18 protein-coding genes are annotated in these 19,605 nt (G+C 67.4%); 9 read left to right on the forward strand and 9 right to left on the reverse strand.

Features of this window, described 5'->3' with window-relative positions; all coding sequences use genetic code 11:
* Positions 1-65 precede the first annotated feature (65 nt).
* Together BCY78_RS17060 and BCY78_RS17065 are read left to right on the forward strand one after the other, a co-directional pair.
* Complete coding sequence (locus BCY78_RS17060) at positions 66-380, forward strand: DUF305 domain-containing protein (RefSeq protein WP_068304308.1); 315 nt, start codon at positions 66-68, stop codon at positions 378-380.
* A gap of 108 nt (positions 381-488) precedes the next feature.
* Positions 489-974, forward strand: coding sequence for a PaaI family thioesterase (locus tag BCY78_RS17065; RefSeq protein ID WP_068304309.1), 486 nt, complete (start codon positions 489-491; stop codon positions 972-974).
* 6 nt (positions 975-980) lie between these two features.
* On the opposite strand, the gene BCY78_RS17070 is transcribed toward BCY78_RS17065, so the two are convergent.
* The 3 genes from BCY78_RS17070 to BCY78_RS17080 all read right to left on the reverse strand — a co-directional run bounded on the left by BCY78_RS17070 (position 981) and on the right by BCY78_RS17080 (position 4,790).
* Positions 981-1,889 (reverse strand): HNH endonuclease, encoded by a 909-nt coding sequence (locus BCY78_RS17070; RefSeq protein ID WP_233499426.1) that lies wholly within the window; start codon positions 1,887-1,889, stop codon positions 981-983.
* 75 nt (positions 1,890-1,964) lie between these two features.
* Positions 1,965-2,558 carry a cyclopropane-fatty-acyl-phospholipid synthase family protein gene (locus BCY78_RS17075; RefSeq protein WP_068304312.1) on the reverse strand — a complete coding sequence of 198 codons (594 nt, stop codon included), beginning with the start codon at positions 2,556-2,558 and terminating at the stop codon, positions 1,965-1,967.
* Positions 2,559-2,603: 45 nt separating this feature from the next.
* Positions 2,604-4,790 (reverse strand): primosomal protein N', encoded by a 2,187-nt coding sequence (locus tag BCY78_RS17080; protein ID WP_068304353.1) that lies wholly within the window; start codon positions 4,788-4,790, stop codon positions 2,604-2,606.
* Positions 4,791-4,994: 204 nt separating this feature from the next.
* On the opposite strand from BCY78_RS17080, the gene BCY78_RS17085 reads away from it, so the two are divergent.
* The 5 genes from BCY78_RS17085 to BCY78_RS17105 all read left to right on the forward strand — a co-directional run bounded on the left by BCY78_RS17085 (position 4,995) and on the right by BCY78_RS17105 (position 8,255).
* The gene (locus BCY78_RS17085; protein ID WP_068304314.1) at positions 4,995-5,711 is read left to right on the forward strand and encodes a DUF484 family protein; all 717 of its coding nucleotides are present in this window, start codon (positions 4,995-4,997) and stop codon (positions 5,709-5,711) included.
* Complete coding sequence (locus tag BCY78_RS17090) at positions 5,708-6,658, forward strand: tyrosine recombinase XerC (protein WP_068304315.1); 951 nt, start codon at positions 5,708-5,710, stop codon at positions 6,656-6,658. The genes BCY78_RS17085 and BCY78_RS17090 overlap by 4 nt, the downstream gene beginning before the upstream one ends.
* Positions 6,659-6,726: 68 nt before the next feature.
* Positions 6,727-7,176 carry a ribose 5-phosphate isomerase B gene (gene rpiB / locus BCY78_RS17095; RefSeq protein ID WP_068304317.1) on the forward strand — a complete coding sequence of 150 codons (450 nt, stop codon included), beginning with the start codon at positions 6,727-6,729 and terminating at the stop codon, positions 7,174-7,176.
* A 108-nt stretch (positions 7,177-7,284) separates the two neighbouring features.
* Entirely contained in the window at positions 7,285-7,464 is a 180-nt protein-coding gene (locus BCY78_RS17100; RefSeq protein ID WP_068304319.1) for a hypothetical protein, read from the forward strand.
* A 95-nt stretch (positions 7,465-7,559) separates the two neighbouring features.
* A complete protein-coding gene (locus tag BCY78_RS17105; protein WP_068304320.1) occupies positions 7,560-8,255 on the forward strand; it encodes a phosphatidylcholine/phosphatidylserine synthase in 696 nt (231 codons plus the stop codon).
* 7 nt (positions 8,256-8,262) lie between these two features.
* Here BCY78_RS17105 and BCY78_RS17110 read toward each other — a convergent pair whose 3' ends face one another.
* The 3 genes from BCY78_RS17110 to BCY78_RS17120 form a co-directional block, all read right to left on the reverse strand.
* Positions 8,263-8,763: a methylated-DNA--[protein]-cysteine S-methyltransferase gene (locus BCY78_RS17110; protein ID WP_068304321.1), complete on the reverse strand. Its 501-nt coding sequence runs from the start codon at positions 8,761-8,763 to the stop codon at positions 8,263-8,265.
* A gap of 66 nt (positions 8,764-8,829) precedes the next feature.
* Positions 8,830-11,790 (reverse strand): isoleucine--tRNA ligase, encoded by a 2,961-nt coding sequence (gene ileS / locus BCY78_RS17115; protein ID WP_068304323.1) that lies wholly within the window; start codon positions 11,788-11,790, stop codon positions 8,830-8,832.
* Positions 11,791-11,990: 200 nt separating this feature from the next.
* The gene (locus BCY78_RS17120; RefSeq protein WP_068304325.1) at positions 11,991-12,293 is read right to left on the reverse strand and encodes a hypothetical protein; all 303 of its coding nucleotides are present in this window, start codon (positions 12,291-12,293) and stop codon (positions 11,991-11,993) included.
* Positions 12,294-12,464: 171 nt separating this feature from the next.
* Between BCY78_RS17120 and BCY78_RS17125 the strand changes: the two genes are divergently transcribed.
* Entirely contained in the window at positions 12,465-12,959 is a 495-nt protein-coding gene (locus BCY78_RS17125) for a MarR family transcriptional regulator (RefSeq protein WP_158515949.1), read from the forward strand.
* Between the two features lie 67 nt (positions 12,960-13,026).
* On the opposite strand, the gene BCY78_RS17130 is transcribed toward BCY78_RS17125, so the two are convergent.
* Entirely contained in the window at positions 13,027-13,608 is a 582-nt protein-coding gene (locus BCY78_RS17130) for a YqgE/AlgH family protein (RefSeq protein ID WP_068304327.1), read from the reverse strand.
* A gap of 156 nt (positions 13,609-13,764) precedes the next feature.
* Between BCY78_RS17130 and BCY78_RS17135 the strand changes: the two genes are divergently transcribed.
* Positions 13,765-14,643 carry a protein-disulfide reductase DsbD domain-containing protein gene (locus BCY78_RS17135; RefSeq protein ID WP_068304329.1) on the forward strand — a complete coding sequence of 293 codons (879 nt, stop codon included), beginning with the start codon at positions 13,765-13,767 and terminating at the stop codon, positions 14,641-14,643.
* A gap of 6 nt (positions 14,644-14,649) precedes the next feature.
* Here BCY78_RS17135 and BCY78_RS17140 read toward each other — a convergent pair whose 3' ends face one another.
* Positions 14,650-18,078 (reverse strand): efflux RND transporter permease subunit, encoded by a 3,429-nt coding sequence (locus BCY78_RS17140; RefSeq protein WP_068304330.1) that lies wholly within the window; start codon positions 18,076-18,078, stop codon positions 14,650-14,652.
* A gap of 3 nt (positions 18,079-18,081) precedes the next feature.
* Positions 18,082-19,557, reverse strand: a complete 1,476-nt coding sequence (locus BCY78_RS17145) for an efflux RND transporter periplasmic adaptor subunit (RefSeq protein WP_068304331.1) — start codon at positions 19,555-19,557, stop codon at positions 18,082-18,084.
* Between the last annotated feature and the right edge of the window lie 48 nt (positions 19,558-19,605).

Raw genomic sequence — 19,605 nt, forward strand, 5'->3', positions numbered from 1 at the left:
CCGATCCGGGGAACCCGCACCGCCCGTGCCGGGTTCTCCCTCCGTCCCCGATCCGAGAGCCCTCCATGTTTCGCCTTCTCGCCGCCTTGACCCTGCTTGCCACCCCGACCCAGGCCCAGACGCCCAACACCCCCTCGGGTCAGGCCATGGCCGCCATCGACATGCAGGCGGCCGAGATGCTCGACGTGCCCCTCACCGGCGACGCCGATCTGGATTTCGTCCGCGCCATGGTTCCCCAGCATCAACGCGCCATCGAGCTGGCCGAGGTCGTCCTGACCCATGGCTACAGCCCCGAGGTCCGCGCCATGGCCGAGGAGGTCATCGCCACCCGCCGCCCGCAGTTGGAGGAGATGCTCGTCTGGCTGGCCCGGCACGAGTGATGGTCCCCAATTGATCCGGCGCGCCATGACGTTGCGTTCCCGCGCGCCGTGCCTACTGGCCCCAGCCGCCTGCGCTGCCTAGCTTTTCCCGCAGCAAGGGAGGGGCTCATGCCGGAACAATTCGTCGCCAAATCGCCCGAGGAACTGCCCAGCCGCGCCGAAGTCGCGGCGATGTCTGGGCTCGAATACATGCGCGCGATCCTCGAGGGCCGGGTCGCCGGCGCCCCCATCGCCGAGGTCATGAACTTCCGCCTGCACGAGGTGAACGAAGGCGAAGTCGCCTTCCGCGGCACGCCGGAATTCAAGCATTTCAACCCGATGGGCGGGGTTCACGGCGGCTGGTACGGCACCATCCTCGACTCGGCTCTGGGCTGCTCGGTGGCTTCGGTGCTGCCGGCGGGTTCCGGCTATACGACGCTGGAATACAAGGTGAATCTGACCCGCGCGCTGAAACCGGGCACGCTGGTCGAATGCCGCTCGCGCGTGCAGCACGCCGGGCGCTCGACCGCGGTGGCCGAGGCGACCATCGTCGGCGTCGAGGACGGCAAGATCTACGCGACGGGCTCGACGACCTGCATCATCCTGAAGGCTTGAGGGCGGTCAGCCATCCCAGGTTGGCGCCTCGTCGTTCAAAACCCGGCCGAAGACATTCTCTCTGTGCCACTGAAGGTTGCGTGGATGAGGCCGGTCATTCGGATCAAGGGGCAAGATGAGTTTCCGGTCCGCCGGCAGCAGCCGATCGATCACATCGCCGGAAACCTTGTTGTGAGAGACAAGGATCGTTTGGCAATCGTCAGCGACCGAGAGCAAGCCGCGGTCAAACATCCAATGCAACGTACCGGAAAGCGCAAAGCCATTCCGTACCGAGTCGCTGCCTTGGTCCTGCACGGGCCGGATATGGGCCGCTTGCACTTCGGGTCGGCCACCACCATTGCGCAGCATCAACCCTGACATCGCGCATCGGTAGCCATAGGCCTCGCGTACCTTTCGACGAAAGGCGACCTCGCGATAGGGACGCTGCACAAGGCGCTCCAGAACCGGCCGTTCAAAGGTCTCGGCACCGCTGGCAAACTCATCTGCCGTCGCACCGTAGCGGCTGGCCTCCATCGCGATGAGGTCCTGTGGCAATCCGCGATTGACGATCCGCGCAAAGTCAACCTCCGGGAGCCGTCTCACCGCTAGCTGAACAGCACCGCCTTTCTTCGGTGTGCCATCGGCCTCGGCCAGCGTCGTCTCGAAGGGAGTCCCGTTTTCGAGCCGGGGTACCGGGGTGTCAAAGGGCAAGAAGCTGCCCGGCTCGATCAGGGCGAGGTAGCGTCCCGCGACTTTCGGCTTCTCGATGACCTGGCTGATTTTCGCGACGGCGAAATAGCCGCGCGGGCCCGCCTTGACCGGCTCGTAATAAAGGATCCAGTCCCCGACAGCCTCCTGCACGGCCTTCAGATAAGCGCGTGGGAAATCATACACGACGTCCGGCTCATCCTCGTAGATTGAGTCGGCCTTATGCATCAGAATTAACTTTACCATGCTGCCAGGAAACGACTAACAGCAAGAAACGCAAGGATTATCGACCGGCACCAGGCCTTAGGGCTTCGTGGCGACGAAGTCGATCAAAGCCGAGCGGCCCTGGTGCCCGCGCCCCTCCTGCACCTCGCGCTCATAAGTGGCGAGGCGCTCGATGCGCCAACCGGGGAAGGCGGCGGTCAGGATCTGCGGCGTCCACATCTGCGCCGGATCGGGCGGGCCGCCCGTGCCCAGTGCCACCTGCTCGGGGGTATAGCCATGCAGGACCAGCCGACCCCCGGGTTTTAGGGTCCGTGCGAGGTCGGCGAATTGTGCCGGTCGTGCCTCGGGCGGCATGAATTGGATGAAGATGCCCAGCACCAGATCGAAGGGCCGCTCCCATTCCCAGCCCTTCCAGTCGCAGACCCGAGCGTCAATGGACACGCCGCGCCCCGCCGCCAAGGCCCGCGCGCGGCCCACGGCTGTGGGCGACAGATCGAACGAGGTGACATGCATCCCTGAGGCAGCCATGTGCACCCCGTTGCGCCCCTCACCGTCCGAGACCGCCAATGCGGTGCCGTTCGGGATCACCAGCCACGGGTTCTCCGTCAGGAACTGCGCCGGGGCGGTGCCGAACAGATAGTCGTCTTGGCTGCGATAGCGGTCTTCCCACATGGCACTCTCCTTCTTGCGCGGCAAAGATAACCCGCGCGCGCCGGATCACCAGAAGTTCTGCGGGTCGATATCGACGGCCAACCGCGTATCGCCCGGCAGCTTCAACCCCGCCAGCCAGCGCCGGATCGCGCCTTGCAGCGGCGCACCCTTCGCCGCCTTGATGAGCAGCCGCACCCGGTGCCGCCCCCGGACCCGCGCAATCGGCGCCGGTGCCGGGCCGAACAGCTGCGCGCCGATGGCGAAGAGCGGATCGGCGTTCTGCGCCAGAAGGTTCCCGGCCTCGAAGGCATGTTCCACCGAGGTCGAGGTCAGGATGATCCCCGCCAACCGTCCATAGGGCGGCATGCCCAGCGCCTGCCGCTCGGCAGCTTCGGCCTTCCAGAACCCCTCGTCATCGCCCTTGAGGATCGCCTGAATCACAGGATGGTCCGGCTGGTGCGTCTGCAACAGCGCGAGGCCCGGCCGGTCATGCCGCCCCGCCCGGCCCGCGACCTGCCGGATCAGCTGAAACGTCCGCTCGGCCGCCCGCAGATCGCCGCCATGCAGACCCAGATCCGCGTCGATCACGCCGACCAAGGTCAGCAGCGGGAAGTTGTGCCCCTTCGCCACCAGCTGCGTGCCGATGACGATATCCGCCCCGCCCGCCGCGATCTCGGCGATCTGCTCCTTCAGCGCGCGGGCCGAGCCGAACAGGTCGGACGACAAAACCGCCACCCGTGCGTCGGGCCAGGTCGCGCGGACCTCCTCTTCCAGTCGCTCGACGCCGGGGCCGATGGGGTGCATGGAGCCCTCGGTCTTGCATTCGGGACAAGCGGTCGGGATGGGGGCCGTCGCGCCGCATTGGTGGCACATCAGGCGGTTGTGGAAGCGGTGCTCGACCATGCGCGAATCGCAATGCTCGCACTGGATCTGATGGCCACAGGCGCGGCAGGTGGTCACCGGCGCATAGCCACGGCGGTTGAGGAACAGGAGAGACTGCTCCTTCGCCTCGATCCGCTGATCGACCTCGGCCTTCAGCGCCGGCGCGATCCATGTCCCATGCGGCAGCTTCTGCCCGCGCAGGTCCAGCGCGCGCATCTCGGGCAGCTCGGCCACACCGAAGCGCGCATGCAGGTCGAGCCGCTCGTATTTGCCCGTCTCGGCATTGACCCAGCTCTCCAAGGACGGCGTGGCCGAAGCCAACACCACCTGCGCCTGACATTGCGACGCGCGCAGCACCGCCATGTCGCGCGCGTTGTAATGCACGCCCTCGTCCTGCTTGTAGGAGCCGTCGTGTTCCTCGTCGACGATGATCAGACCGAGGTCGCGATACGGCAGGAACAGCGCCGAGCGCGCGCCCACCACCATCTGCACCCCGCCCTCGGCGGCCATGCGCCAAAGCCGCCGACGCTCGGTCATCGTGGCGCCCGAGTGCCATTCGCCGGGCCGGTGACCGAAGCGCGCCTCGACCCGTTCCAGGAAACCCTCGGTCAAGCCGATCTCGGGCAACAGGACCAGCGCCTGCCGCCCCTTGCGCAGGCATTCGGCCACGGCCTCCAGATAGACCTCGGTCTTGCCCGAGCCGGTCACGCCCTTCAGCAACGTCACGCCAAAGGCGTCGGCGCGGGATTTCAGCACCTCGGCGGCGGCGGCCTGATCCTCGGACAGCACTTTGCCCGCCCGCGCGGGATCGAGCGGCGGATAGGGCTGGTCCTTCGCGGCCTCGGTCTCGATCAGCCCGCCCTGCGCGGCGAGCGTATGCACCACGCTGCCTGTCACCCCGGCGGCGCGCGTGATCTCGCCCACCGTCAGCGCGGCCCCGCCATAGGCGTCGAACACGTCCAGCACGCGCTTCCGCGCCTCGGTCATCCGCACCGGCGGTTCGCCCGGCAGGAAGACCTTCACCGTCTGCGGCCCGTTGAACAGCCCCGGCGCGCGAGTGGCCATGAACAGCATCAGGGACAACGGCGTCAGCGTGTATTCCGCGGCCTTGGTCAGGAAGGACCGCAGCTCGTCCCGCATCGGCGGCACGTCCAGTACGCGGCTGACCGGGCGCAGCTTCTCGACCGGGAAGTTGCCCTCGGCCTGCCCCCAGACACAGCCCAGAACCTTGCGCGGCCCCAAGGGCACCTCGACGAAATCGCCCAGACGGGCCCCGCCCTCCGGCGCGCGGTAGTCGAGCAGGCGATCCAGCGGCTGGGTAGTCAGGACAGCGAGAGGCTGACCGGCAGGGAAGTGGGGCTGCGCGAGCAGGTCCAAGGGGTCAAATACCTTTCGGGCCGGGAGGGGATAGGATATGACGCGGGCCATGCCCTCTGCAAGCGGACCCGTCCGCGACGTGGCGGGCACAACACCGATGCAGGCTTGGCACACTTGCCGGGCGACGGCAAAAAAACGGGTCAGAAATCCGCCGGACCTGATGTAGGATCGCGCGGAAGACGGAAGATCGAGGCAGAGATGGCAGTCAGCGGACCGGCCCAGGACACCGGCACCCAGGAGGAATGGCGCACCCGCGTGCTGGCCGATCCGGGCCTCGTGCTCGACGATCCCGAGCTGATGCGCGCGCTGGTGCTGACCTCGGAACGGGCGATGGGCGGCAATATCGTCGATCTTCGCGGCATGGCGATGGAGCGGCTGGAAACCCGGCTGCAGCGGCTGGAGGAAACCCACCGCGCCGTCATCGCCGCGGCCTATGAGAACTTGTCCTCGACCAACCAGATCCACCGCGCCCTGCTGCGCCTGCTGGATGCCGACCGCTTCGAAGGCTTCGTGCTGGACCTAGGCGGTCCGGTGGCCGAGATCCTCGGCGTCGATGCCGTCCGGCTGGTGCTGGAAAGCGTGGAACTGGGCGGCAGCCTGGGCAAGCTGGACACGATCCTGCGCGTGCGCAAGCCGGGCTTCACCGAGCACTATATGTCCGCCGGACGCCCGGCCCCCTCGCGCCCGATCGTGCTGCGCCAGGGCGTGCCGCCGTCCTCGGGCCCTTACGGCGAAGTCGCCGCCGATCTGCGGTCCGAGGCCCTGATGCGGCTGGATCTCGGCAAGGGGCGCCTGCCGGGCATGCTGGCGATGGGCTCGGAAGATCCGCATCGCTTCAAGCCGGGACAGGGCACCGACCTTCTGGCCTTCTTCACCGGCACCTTCGAGCGCGTCCTGCGCCGCTGGTTGTCGTGAGTCTGGCGATCTCTCCGGCGCTGCGCGATGCGCTGGAACACTGGCTGACGCATCTGGCCGCGCTGGATGATGCCTCGGATCACACGATCAACGCCTACCGCGCCGATGTGGCGCAGTTCCTCGACTTCCTTGCCCACCATCACGGCGGCGCGGCGGGCATGGCGCAGCTGCGCGCGGTGGAGACCCGCGACCTGCGCGCCTGGATGGCCAAGGCCCGCGCCGACGGCCGCGGCGCGCGGTCATTGGCGCGCGCGTTGTCAGCGCTGAAGGGCTTCGCCCGCTGGCTGGCCGACCGCGAGGGCGATTTCGACGCCACGGCGATCCTGTCGGCCCGCGCCCCGCGCCATCAGCGCCCCCTGCCCCGGCCGCTGGACGAGGACGCCGCCCGCGCCGTCACCGAATCGATCAGCGATGACAAGGCCGAGGAATGGATCCGCGCCCGCGACATGGCCGTGGTGACCCTGCTTTACGGTTGCGGGCTGCGGATCTCCGAGGCGCTGGGCCTCTTGGGCAGCGATGCCGAACTGGCCCGGACGCCCGGTGCCAGTCTGCGGATCCTCGGCAAGGGCGGCAAGGAGAGGATCGTCCCGGTGATCCCCGCCGCCGCCGAGGCCGTTGCGCGCTACATCCGCCTCTGCCCCTTCCCGGTCGAGCCGAGCCACCCGCTGTTCCGCGGTCAGCGCGGCGGGCCCCTGAACCCACGCCTGATCACCCGCGCGATGGAGGGGGTGCGGCTGCGCCTCGGCCTGCCGGCGACGGCAACGCCCCATGCCCTGCGCCACAGCTTCGCCACCCATCTCCTGGGCCGGGGCGGCGACCTGCGCGCCATTCAGGAGCTGTTGGGCCACGCCAACCTGTCGACGACCCAGATCTACACCGGCGTCGATGCCGCGCGGCTGATGGAATCGTACCGCGCCGCCCATCCCCGCGCCCGCGGGAACGCTTAGCGCTTGGCCCCGACGGTCCAATCAGGGTACAGAGCGCGCGCAAGCTGCCCCAACCCGGACCCCACGCCATGACCGCCAACAAGCGCCTCGTTCTTTCCTCGGACCACGCCGCCATCGAGCTGCGCCGCGCCGTCGCCCAGCATGCCGAAAGCCTCGGCTGGGAGATCGTCGACATCGGCCCGCAAACGCCCGAGAGCACCCATTACCCCCTCCATGGCAAGGCCGCGGCCGAGCGTGTCGTGTCGGGCGATTGCGCGCTGGGGATCATCCTGTGCGGGACCGGTCAGGGCATCATGATGGCCGCCAACAAGGTCGAGGGCATCCGCTGCGGCGTCTGCTCGGACACCTTCTCGGCCAAGATGATCCGCCAGCACAACGACGCCAACATGCTGTCGATCGGCGCCCGCGTCGTCGGCGAGGGTCTGGCGCTGGAGATCGCCGAAGCCTTCCTGACCGCCGAGTTCGAAGGCGGCCGCCACGCCACTCGCGTCGCGATGATCGAGCCCGCGCAGGCCTGATCGCCGCGCGCCCGCACAAAGATTGAACCGGGCATCGGGCCCGCACGACCCATGGACATCACAGGCGCCTAATCCGCGCCGCCGCATGAAGTCCGAAGGTCCGTCCCGATGCCCGCCTCCTCCCTCGTCCTCCGCCTCGGCACTGCCTTCGGGCTTCATGCCCTCACCGCACTCGTGGCCCCGGCGCTGCCCGACGACCTGCCCCCGCGCCCGGCGCAGGCCCTGATCGCGACGCTGCCCGCGCTCTCCGATCCGCAGATGATCCCGCAAACCCTGCCCGCCGCCTGAGCACCCCACCCCATGCGTCCGCCCCGGTGCTGCAGTTGCGAAATCGTGTGCTGCGACGCCTTGCCACGGGGCGCCAAACGGTCCAGACAGAGGCGATGATGGAAACCTTCCGCGCCTACTCCGTCCATATGTTCACCGCCACCGGCGTCGTCTTCTCGATGCTGGCCATGCTGGCTGCCGTGGACGAGAAATGGTCGCTGATGTTCCTGTGGCTGGTCGTCGCCTTCATCGTCGACGGCATCGACGGCCCGATGGCGCGGAAATACGACGTCAAGACCAAGGCCCCGATCATCGACGGGGTGCTTCTGGACCTGATCATCGACTTCCTGACCTATGTGTTCATCCCGGCCTTCGCGCTGTTCAATTCGGGCCTGCTGCCCGGCTGGACCGGCTGGATGGCGATCATCGTCATTACCTTTGCCTCGGTGCTGTATTTCGCCGACACGCGGATGAAGACCTCGGACAATTCCTTCTCGGGCTTTCCGGGATGCTGGAACATGCTGGCCGTGGTGATCTTCGCCACCCGCCCGGATTTCTGGCTGATCCTCGCGCTGGTCGTGGTGCTGTCGGTGACGATGTTCCTGCGCATCAAGTTCGTGCACCCGGTCCGCACCCAACGCTGGCGCGCCATCACCCTGCCGGTCGCCCTGATCTGGGTCGCGCTGGCGACGGCCGCCGCCTGGGCCGACTTCGCCCAGCCGCAATGGGTGACCACCGCGCTGATCGTCACCAGCCTCTATCTGCTGGGCGCCGGCGCCGTGCAACAGGTCCTGTTCCGCGAAAAGCTCTAAGCGGGCGTCAGATCAACAGCCCCCCGGCCCGCTCGTGCTTGAGCAGCCAGACCTTCGTCTCCACCCCCTCGGGCGCGGAGAAGCCGCCAAGGCCGCTTGCGCCCAAGACACGGTGACAGGGCACGATCAGCGGGATCGGGTTGTTCCCGCACAGCTGCCCCATGGCCTGCGCGCTGACCTTCAACTCGGCCGCCAACTGGCCATAGGTTCGCGTCTCACCCATCGGGATCGCCAACATCGCGGCGCAGGCCATCTGCTGCGCGCGGCTGGCCTCGATCCTGAGCGGCAGGTCGAAGACCTCCAGCCGGCCGTCGAAATAGGCCTCGACCTGATGCGCGGCTTCGGTCAGCAGCGGCGTCTCGTCATCCAGCACCGCCCCGCCCCAGCGCGCGCCGGTCAGGACGCCGTCCTTCTCCAACAGCGTGAAGGCGCCTGTCGGGGTGCCGAGGGTCAATCCCGCCACGGCCCCGGCTGGCGCGGTGCTCAGCGGTTCAGCCTGCACGGACATGGGCAGCCTCCATGCGAAAGGGGCGGGAATGACCCCGCCCCATCCTGATCACATCGCGTGAGTCGATCAACCCAGCGCGGCGTCACAGCGCGCGCAGGTGCCGGGATGCTTGTGCGTGCCCACATCCGGCAGGATCTTCCAGCAACGCTGGCATTTCTCGCCCTCGGCATGGTGGAAGACCACGCCCACGCCCGGCACGTCCTCGGCCGTGAAGGCCCCTTCCGGCGCGGCATCGGTCGTCAGCGTGAGGGCCGAGGTGATGCACAGCGTCGCGAAGGTATCCGGGTTGGTCACGATCTGCGCCAGTTCCGGCGACAGATAGACCGTCGGCGCGGCCTCGAGGCTGGCACCGATAGTCTTGTTGCGACGCTCGACTTCAAGCGCGCCGGTGACGACGCGGCGCACGGCGCGGACCTTCTGCGAGCGGGCGGCCAGCTCGGCGTCGAGCCAGCTTTCCGGGGTCGCCGGGAAGTCGTGCAGATGGACGCTCTCGCCCTCGCCGGGGAAGCGCGACAGCCAGACGTCTTCCATCGTGAAGGGCAGGATCGGCGCCAGCCAGGTCGTCAGGCGGTGGAACAGCGCATCCATCACCGTGAGGCAAGCCTGACGCACCGACGAATCCTTCGGATCGCAATAGAGCGCGTCCTTGCGGATGTCGAAATAGAAGGCCGACAGATCGGTGGTGGCGAAGGCGAACAGGGCCTGGAAAACGCCCTGGAAGTCGAAGGCGGCGTAGGATTTGCGCACCAGCGCGTCGAGCTCGGCCAGACGGTGCAGCATCAGCTGTTCCAGCTCGGGCATATCCTCGCGTGCGACGGCCTGCGCCGGGTCGAAATCGCCCAGTGCGCCCAGCATGAAGCGCAGCGTGTTGCGCAGACGGCGATAGCTGTCGGCGGTGCCCTTCAGGATCTCTTTGCCGATCCGCTGGTCGACCGTGTAGTCGCTGAGCGCCACCCACAGACGCAGGATATCCGCGCCGTATTGGTCGATGACCTCCTGCGGGACCACGGTGTTGCCGATGGACTTGGACATCTTCATGCCCTTCTCGTCCAGCGTGAAACCGTGGGTCACGACGTTGCGGTAAGGCGCGCGGCCCTTGGTGCCGCAGCCCTGCAGCATCGAGGAATGGAACCAGCCGCGGTGCTGGTCGGTGCCTTCCATGTAGACATCGGCGATACCGTCGGCCACGCCGTCCTCGCGGTCGCGCAGCACGAAGGCATGCGTTGAGCCCGAGTCGAACCAGACGTCCAGAATGTCAAAAACCTGCTCATAGGCTTCCGGATCGTGCAGGTCTTTCAGCACCTTTTCCTTGAAGCCTTGCACATACCATGCATCCGCACCTTCTTCCTCGAAGGCCAGAACGATGCGGGTGTTGACCCGCGGATCCTTCAGCAGGAAGTCCGAATCCGAGGGTTTCGCGCCCTTCTTGACGAAGCAGGTCAGCGGCACGCCCCAAGCGCGTTGACGCGACAGCACCCAATCCGGACGCGTCTCCATCATCGAGTGCAGGCGGTTGCGGCCCGAGACCGGGGTGAACTTCACCAGATCCTCGATCGACTTCAGCGCGCGCTGGCGGATGGTATCGCCATACTGGCCCATCCCGTCTTCGAGCGGCTTGTCGATGGCGGCGAACCATTGCGGCGTGTTGCGATAGATGACCGGGGCCTTCGAGCGCCAGCTATGCGGATAGCTGTGCTTCAGCTTGCCCTTGGCCATCAGCGCACCGGAATAAGCCAGCTGCTTGATGACGCTGACGTTGGCCGGGCCTTCCTTGCCGTCGGGCAGGATGATGTGCTGGCCACCGAAGAGCGGCAGATCGGCGCGGTAGCTGCCGTCCGGCTCGACGTTGTAGGTCATCGGCAGCTTGAACTTCAGGCCCAGCTGGTAGTCGTCGTCACCATGCGACGGCGCGGTGTGCACGAAGCCCGTACCGGCATCGTCGGTGACATGGTCACCCGGCAGCATCGGCACGTCGTAATCCCACTCGCCCTGCCCCTCGGCCACGCCGCGGAAGGGGTGTGCGCAGGTGACGATCAGCGAGGGATCGATGGTGCTGACCAGCTCCAGATCGCCGTTCTCCAGCTTCGCCGCCGTCAGGAAGTCCGCCACGCGGGCCTTGGCCAGCACCAGCGTCTCGCCGACCTTGAGCAGATGCTCGACCGGGGCGCGGGCGACGGTGTAGAGCCCGTATTCGATCGCCGGGTTATAGGCGATGGCGCGGTTCTGCGGGATGGTCCAGGGGGTGGTGGTCCAGATCACCACGCGCGACTGCATCAGCTGCTGGCGGTCGGCCTCGCCGAAGAACTCGGCTTCCTCGCTGCCATAATTGCCCGACGGCTTCACCTCGGTGACCGGGAAGGCCGCGAAGACCTGATGCGAGGTATGGTCGTGGTATTCGACCTCGGCCTCGGCCAGCGCGGTCTTCTCGACCGGCGACCACATCACGGGTTTCGAGCCCTGATACAGCGCGCCGTTCATCAGGAACTTCATGAATTCCTCGGCGATCACGGCCTCGGCGTGGAAGTCCATGGTCAGGTAGGGCTTGTCCCAGGTGCCGGTGACGCCAAGACGCTTGAACTCCTCGCGCTGAACATCGACCCAACCCTCGGCGAACTTGCGGCATTCCTGACGGAAGGCGACGATATCCACGTCGTCCTTGTTCAGACCCTTGGCGCGGTATTGCTCCTCGATCTTCCACTCGATGGGCAGACCGTGGCAATCCCAGCCCGGCACGTAGCGGCTGTCGAAGCCCATCATCTGGTGCGAGCGCACGATGATGTCCTTGATCGTCTTGTTCAGCGCATGGCCGATGTGCAGATGCCCGTTCGCATAGGGAGGGCCGTCATGCAGGATGAAGGGCTTGCGCTCGGTGCCGGCCTTGGCCTTCTCGCGCAGTTTCTCGTAGACGCCGATCTGCGCCCAGCGGGCCAGCCATTCCGGCTCGCGCTGGGGCAGACCTGCGCGCATCGGGAAGTCGGTCTCGGGCAGGAACAGGGTGTCTTTATAGTCGGGGGTATCGGCACACATCTCGTGGGCTCCGCTCATCGCTGTCTTGGGGGATTTAGCAAAGGTTGGCGCAGAGCTCTAGTCGGCTCTCCATGCGCCTTGTCCCGGCTACTCTGGGTCAGAGCGCCGGGCTGCTAATTCGAATGATGATCGCCATGCGATACCACATGACAGCGCGTATATCCCCGCGCCGGGGCCGGGTAAAGAGGGCCCGAAGCCGCTTAGCCGCAAGGCCCGCCGATGAAGCCCAGCCCGTAGCCCAGACGCCACAGACCGACCAACAGGGCGAGGCCCCCGGCCATGCGGTTGATCCCCGCGGCCTCGCCTTCGCCGGGTTTGGCGAGGGCGATGGCCCCGAACAGGATCGCCAGCCCGCCAAAGGCGATGGCGCCGTAATCGACGAACGAACAGGTCCGGACCCCGTTCATCGAGCTGGTGCTGAGAGAGGTGAAGCTTACGATGACGCTGAGCAGCGCCAGAATGGCAGCCGCCTTGGCCGCGCCGGTAATATCGCGCCAGTTCATGGGCAAATCCTTCAAAAATAGGCTCAGATCAAAGAAGGACACTGTGCAGGATAAGGGCCGTTGCGTCAAACTTCGGGCATTTGCCGGGACCGAAACGCGCGGGTCGCGACAAAATGTTTCACCCGCGAAAATGACACTTGATTTTGCATGCGAGAGTCTGATTGTTACCACATGAAAACAGAATCCGCTCAAGCATTCCAAACCGACCCCGAGGCCATCCCTTCGGGCAAGGAATACTATGAACGCTCGTTGACCGTGGCCCTGCTGAGGGCGCGGGAATCGACGATGCGGCGCTTCAAGAAATACGCCGATCAGGAAGACCTGTCGCTGCCGCAATGGCGGGTGCTGCGGGCGCTGGCCGATGGCGAGGCGCTGGACGCCGGCACCCTGTGCCAACGTTGCGTGATCCTGCCGCCGTCGCTGACGCGGATCCTGCGCGCCCTGTCCGAGCGCGGGCTGATCATGCCGGTCGAATGTGCCGATGCGCGCCGCCATATGGTGACGTTGACGGACAGCGGTCAGGCCCTGTTCGACAAGCTGGTGGGTGCCTCGCAAGAGACCCGGCGCGAGATCGATCACGCGTTCGGCGAAGAGAAGATGTCGCTGCTGCTCGATATGCTCAACGAGCTGCGGATCGTCACCGACGGGTTGCCCAGCAACGACTGACCCGCGCCTCAGCGCCATGATAGAAGGGCCGCAGCCAGTCTGGCGCGGCCCTTTTCGGTTCGCGGGGCTATGCCCGGCCCGAGACCGGCGACAGGCTGAGGGGATCGACGCCCATGGATTTCAGCGCCTCGTTCCACTGATGCCCGCCGGGCTTGCGGTCAAAGATCAACGCTTGCGGCGCCGCGGCCGTCAGCCAGGCGTTCTGCGCCAACTCCGCCTCCAGCTGGCCGGGGCCCCAGCCCGAATAGCCCAGCGCCAGCAGCCAGTCGCGCGGCCCCTCGCCCTTGGCAATCGCCTTCAACACATCGGTCGACGCGCTGAGACTCAACCCGTCCGGCAGCGCCTGTGCATGGCTGTCTTCGGTGTCGCAGGGGCCATGCAGCACGAAGCCGCGCTGGGTCTCGACCGGGCCGCCGGACAGAACCGGGGTTGCGGCCAGCTCAGGCCGCTCGCCGGGCAGGGCCTCGTCGCCGATGCCGATCTGCTCGAACACGTCGCCCAGCGTCAGATGCGTCAGCGGCCGGTTCAGGATCAGACCGAAGGCCCCTTCCTCGCTATGCGCGCAGAGATAGATCACCGAATGCGAGAAACGGGGATCCGCCATCGACGGCGTCGAGATCAGGAGTTTGCCGGTCAGATCAAAGCTCATGGATGCCTACTGCAATGCCTTCTGCGCGGGCGGCTGGGGTCTTGGATGCCTCTGCAATCAATGTGGCCTCTGGTCAGGGAAAAGCCAAGCATCGCTGCGGCTCGCTCTCGCCGTTTTGTGACTTTCCGGCCGGTCGGCATCTGGTAATCAGGGTCCATGACCAGCCTTTCTTGCCCCGTCACCTCCCGTGCCCTTCCCCCATCCCGGCGCGCCCGCCGGACCGGCCTTCGCCGTCGTCTGCAGGCGGCGGCTCTGGCTGTGACGACGGCCCTCGCCGCCCTGCCCTTGCAGGCGCAATCCGGCCCGGTCGTCGAGGCCGAGATCCTGCCGGGCTGGACCACAGATCGCGGGACGCAAATGGTCGCGCTGCACCTGCGCATGAGCCCCGGCTGGCACACCTATTGGCGCATTCCCGGCGAGGCAGGCATCGCGCCCCGGTTCGACTGGGGCCGCTCGCAGAACGTCGCCGCCATTGCGCCGATCTGGCCACATCCCGAGATCTTCGACCAGAACGGCTATCGCTCCTATGGCTACGAGGACGAGCTGATCCTGCCGTTGGAGATCACCCCCAGCGATCCCTCGCGCCCGATGGCCCTGATGGGAGACCTGTCGATCGGCGTCTGCAACGAGACCTGCGTGCCGGCCGATCTGTCGGTGACCGGCGTCCTGCGCCATGACAGCCAGCGCGATCCCCGGATCGACGCGGCGCTGGCCAGTGCTGCCCGCCCGGCCGAGCGTGCGGGTGTGACCCGCGCCCTGTGCAGCCTCGCGCCGGCCGAAAGCGGTGCGCGCCTGACCCTGCGCGTCAGCGTGCCCACGCGCGGTGCCGACGAGACCGTGGTCGTGGAATTGCCCGGCTCTGGCTACCGTGTGACGGAAAGCCGGACGTGGCGCGAAGGGGGCGAGCTGGTCACCACCGCCTACCTGCGTGCGCCGCGCCGGGCCGAGGCCGTGGGCCTGACCCGTGGCTCGGTCGCCTATACGGTGCTGGGCGACGGCCCGATGCTTTGGGCGCAGGGCTGCACGGGCGGCTGAGCCGCCTTATTCCGCGGCTTCGGGCGCTGACGGCGGGGCTTTGCGCCGCAGCAAGGTCAGCAGCCCGCCAACACCCCATAGAACCAGTAATCCGGCCCCGGCCGCGGCGGCAAACACCGCCAGCTCGGCCGTCATGCCCTCGGCCCCCGGCAGCGCCAGCGCGGTCAGCGGCCCCGTCTCGTCCTGCACCAGATCCCAGCCCATGGTCGCCGCGAACACGCCGGCCACCCACAGCAGCGCCAGCCACGGCACCGCGCGCAATCCGCCGCCCACCTGCGACGCCGGCATCCGCAGCGCCCGCTTGAGCGAGGCCACAGCGCGGGACAGGTCATGCCCGGTGGCCAGAAGCGACGGCACGATCAGCAGCACCAGCACCATGCCGAAGCCCAGCCCGTAGGACAGCGTGACCACCGTCGGCCGCAGGAACTGCGCGTCGTTCGAGCGCTCGAACAACAGAGGGCCCAACCCGAAGACCGTGGTCGCCGTGGTCAGCAGCACGGGCCGCAACCGGTCGGCAGCCGCCTCGGCGATGGAGGGGAACAGCCCCCTCTCCACCGAATATTCATCGACCGTCGAGACCAAGACGATGGAATCGTTGATGATGATCCCGGCCATGCCGATGATGCCGACGACCGAGAACATGGTCAGCGGGATGTTCCACGCCGCATGGCCATAGATCACGCCGATCAAGCCAAAGGGGATCACCGACATCACCACCAAGGGCCGCAGCCAGCTGGAAAAGACCCAGGCCAGCACAAGGTAGATGGCGATCAGGCAGCCAATCGCACCCAGAGTCGCATCGCCGAGGAACTCGTCTTCCTGCTGCGACAGGCCCGACAGGCGGAAGGTGATGCCGAAATCCTCGGCCAGACGTGGCAGGATCTCACTCTCCATCTGCGACAGCAGCGCGGCAGCGGCGGCGGCATCCTCGTCGTCCAGCACGCCGCTGACGGTGACCAGCTGCAACCCGTTCTCCCGCTGGATCGAGCTGAAGCCCTGCTGCGTCTCCACCCGGACGATATCGCCCAGCGGCAGGTAGCGCCCGCCCGACGAGCGCAGCAGCGTGTTCTCCAGAAAATCCGCGGCGCGCTCGTTCTCGGGCAGCGTGACCCAGATCTCGGCCGAGCGGACGCCATCCGGGAACACCGCCGCCTCGATCCCGCTGAGGCGCTGCCGAAGCTCCCGCGCCAGAGCATCGGTCGAGAAGCCAAGCGCCTGCCCCTGCGGCGTCAGGGCGAGGACCAACTCTTCCTTGTCATAGGCCAGCGAATCTTCCAGCCCGGTGACGATGGCAAAACCCGAGAGCAGCGCTTTCAAAGCCTCGGCCGCCGCCTTCAACGTCTCTGCATCCGCGCCGATCAGGTCCACGGACAGGCTGTCGCCGCCCGGCCCCATGCCGAAGGAGCGGAAGCTCAACTCCTCCAGCAGCGGGTTCTGGCGAACCTCGTCCTGCAACATCGAGGTGAACTCGAACGAGGAATAGGGCCGGTGGTCCGCCCCGATCAGGTCGATGGTCAGCGAGCCTTGCTGATCCGGAGAGCGGTTCTCGGCCGCGGCCAGCCCGCGCCCGGTATTGCCGCCCACCTCGGCCACGATCGAGGCGACGGGCCAAGCGCCATGTTCCGCCTCCAACCGGGCCGAGAGATCCCGCGCCGCGCGCTGCAATTCCTGCATCATCGCCATGGTGTCGGCGCGGGTGGCATCCGGCGCCATCAGGAAGTTCGCGCTCAGCGTCCCCTGCTCGGGCGAGGAGAAGAAGCGCCAGGTCACGTCGCCGCGGATGAACATCGTCCCGGCCCAGGCGAGGCAGACGACCAGCGCCGCCAGCACGACATAGCGCGCGCGGATCACCAGCCGCATGAAGGGCAGGAACAGCTTGTCGCGGAAGGCGTCGAAGCCCTTGTTCACCATGCGCGAGGGCCAGTCGTACCAATGGTCTTTGGCCGATCCCGCCAGCGCATGGGCCATGTGGTTGGGCAAGATCAGGAAGCATTCCACGACCGAGGCCACCAAGACCGCGATCACCGTCCAGGGAATATCGGCGATCATGTCGCCGAAGCGCCCGCCGATCACCGTCAGCCCGCCAAAGGCGATCACCGTCGTCAGCGAGGCCGCCAGCACCGGCATACCCATGCGCGTCGCCGCATTCTCGGCCGCTTCCTGCGGGCTTTCCTTCAGCACGCGGTAACGGAAATCGGCGTGTTCGCCCACGACGATGGCGTCATCGACGACGATGCCCAAGGTGATGATCAGCGCGAACAGCGAGATCATGTTCAGGCTCATGCCCGAGGCATACATGAATGCCACGGCGGCCAGCATCGACACCGGGATCCCCGCCGCCACCCAGATCGCCGTGCGGGCGTTGAGGAACAGGAACAGCAGCAGGACGACCAGCACCAGCCCCTGTGCGCCATTGGTCAACAGGATGTTCAACCGGCCCGAGATCATGTCGGCCCGCGCCGAGGTCAGCTCGATCCGCATGCCCTCGGGCAGGGACAGCAGCATCTCGTCCGCGACGTCCTGCACCGTGGCCTGAATGCCGATGGCGTCACCATTCTGCGAGCGTTCGACGCGCACCACCACCGCTTGATGATCGCCCGAGTAATAGGACCGGTCCCGGTCATAAGCCTCGGCCCGGACCGTAGCCACATCGCCCACCGTCAGCGTGCTGCCATCCGCGCCCGAGCGCAGGACGATCGCCTCGATCTCGTCAGGGCTGCGCCGCGCCTCGCCGGTTCGTACCCGCTGCGTGCCGCCGGCCAGCTCGCCCGACGGATCGGCCGAGACCGAGGCATCGATAGCCTGCGCGATCTCGGCCAACGTCACGTCGTATTGCACCAGCCGCATCGACGGCACCTCGACCGAGATCTCGGGCGAGGCGATGCCGGCAATGCTGGCACGAGTGATCCCTGCCGCGAACAGCCGGGCCACGAATTCATCGGTGAAGTTCACCAGCTGGTCCATGCCGACCGGACCGGCGATCACCACATTGGTCACCCGGTCGCGCCACGTTGAGCGGGTGATGCGCGGGTCCTCGGCATCCTCGGGCAAGGTGGTGATGACATCGAGCGCATCTTGCACATCGCTGGTCGCGCGGTCGATGTCCCAGCCGGGTTCGAACTCCAGCTCCAGCCGCGCCCGCCCCTCACTGGCGGTCGAGCTGCTGGAACTCACCCCCTCGACGGCCATCAGCGTCGGCTCCATCACCTGCACGATGGCCGCATCCACGTCCGAGGCCCCGGCCCCCGGCCATGAGACCGAGATGCTGACACTGTCGACCACGACGTCGGGGAAGAATTGCGCATGCATGCGCGGCACGGCGAACAGCCCCGCCGCCAGCATCAACACAAGAACGAGGTTCGCGGCCGTGCGGTGACGGGTGAAATAGCGGAACAGGCCCAGCGAGGTGGCGGCGATGCGTCTTTCGCGGGCCATGGATCAGCCCCCCTGCCGGGCGCCGCCGCCCTGTTCCAGCCGCTCGATCAACTGGGCGGGCACACTCTCCTGCTCCAGCTGGGCGAGGATGCGAACGCGCACGGGCTCGGGCATGCGGGTGTTCGCCTCGACCCGGGCAATCAACGCCGCGCGGCGCTCCGGGTCCAACGACACCAGATCGGGCACAGCCGGCGCCTGCCCGGCGGCAGCACTGTCGCGCTGCGGGCGCACGCGGATGCCCGCGCCCAGAAGCGGCGTGCGGGCGGCGACGATCTCGCGCCCGGCCAGATCGCCGACGCGCACCAGCACATCGTCGCCCTGCCTTCGTACGACCTCGACCTGACCGTCCTCCAGCCTGTCATCCGCACCCAGCAGCAACACGCCGCCCAGCGCATCCACGGCCGAGGCCGGAACCATGGCCACGCCCGGCAGCACCGGCTCGGTGATCCGCACGGTGACGAAATCGCCCGGCCGGAACCCGCGCGGCGCCTCGATCGAAGCATAGACCAGCCGTCCCGACTGCCCCTCGCCGACCGAGGGCGCGACACGGCTCACCTGCGCGGGCGAGGTGATCTCCAGCCCGCCCAATTCCATCGCCACCTGCGCCTCGGCGGGCAACAGCGCGCCGCCCTCGTCCAGAAGCCGCAGGTATTGCGCGGTCGACAGCCGGAAGCTGACCTCCAGACGGTCCGGATCGATGACCGAGGCCAGCAGCGCGTTCGACGCGACATTGCTGCCCGCGACTGCCATCGTGCCGCTGAGGACACCACCGAAGCTGGCGGTGATCTCGGTCTCGGCGACACGGCGTTCGGCTTCCGACAGGTTGATCCGCTGACGCTCCAGCGCTGTTTCCGCCTGTGCGACGCGGGCCTCCGCACTCGCCTCGGCCTGACGGCGCGAGATCAGCGCGGCACGGGCGCCGGCAAAGGCCAGCTCCGCCTCCTCGACCCCGGCCGAGGATCCGACACCGCGCTCAAGCAGCGTTTGTTGACGCTCGAAAGCCCGCTGGCGCAGGCCCACCTGCGATTCCGCTTCGGCCCGGTCCAGCCCGGCCAGCTCGGCCGAACGCTGGGCTTCGCGCAGCTCGTCCTCGGCTTGTGACAGGTCGGCGCGCACAAGGGCCAGCGCCGCCGTGGCATCCGCCGGGTCCAGACGCACCAACACCTGCCCGGCCTCGACCACGGCGCCTTCCTCGAACCCGTCGGCCAGCTCCAGAATCCGCCCGCCCGAGGGCGCGCGCAGCTCCAGTGTCCGGCGCGAGACGACCTCGCCAAAGGCTGACAGCACCGGCGAGACGGCGCCCGGCTCCAGCGTGACCATCCGTGCCGTGAACACCCTCTCGCGCGCCATGCGCGGCATCGCCTCGCGTTCGGCCCGGGCCTGCAGCGTGTCGCGCACCATCCCTCCGGCAAAGGCCAGAAGGCCCAGCGCCATCGCGCCAAGGAACACGGCCAGCAAACTGCGGGTCAGAAAACGCATCGGGTGCCTATCATGGTGCCTTCATTCTACGTGAGATGGCCCGCGCCG

The sequence above is a fragment of the Pararhodobacter sp. CCB-MM2 genome, assembly GCF_001691415.1.
Lineage (GTDB): Bacteria > Pseudomonadota > Alphaproteobacteria > Rhodobacterales > Rhodobacteraceae > Pararhodobacter.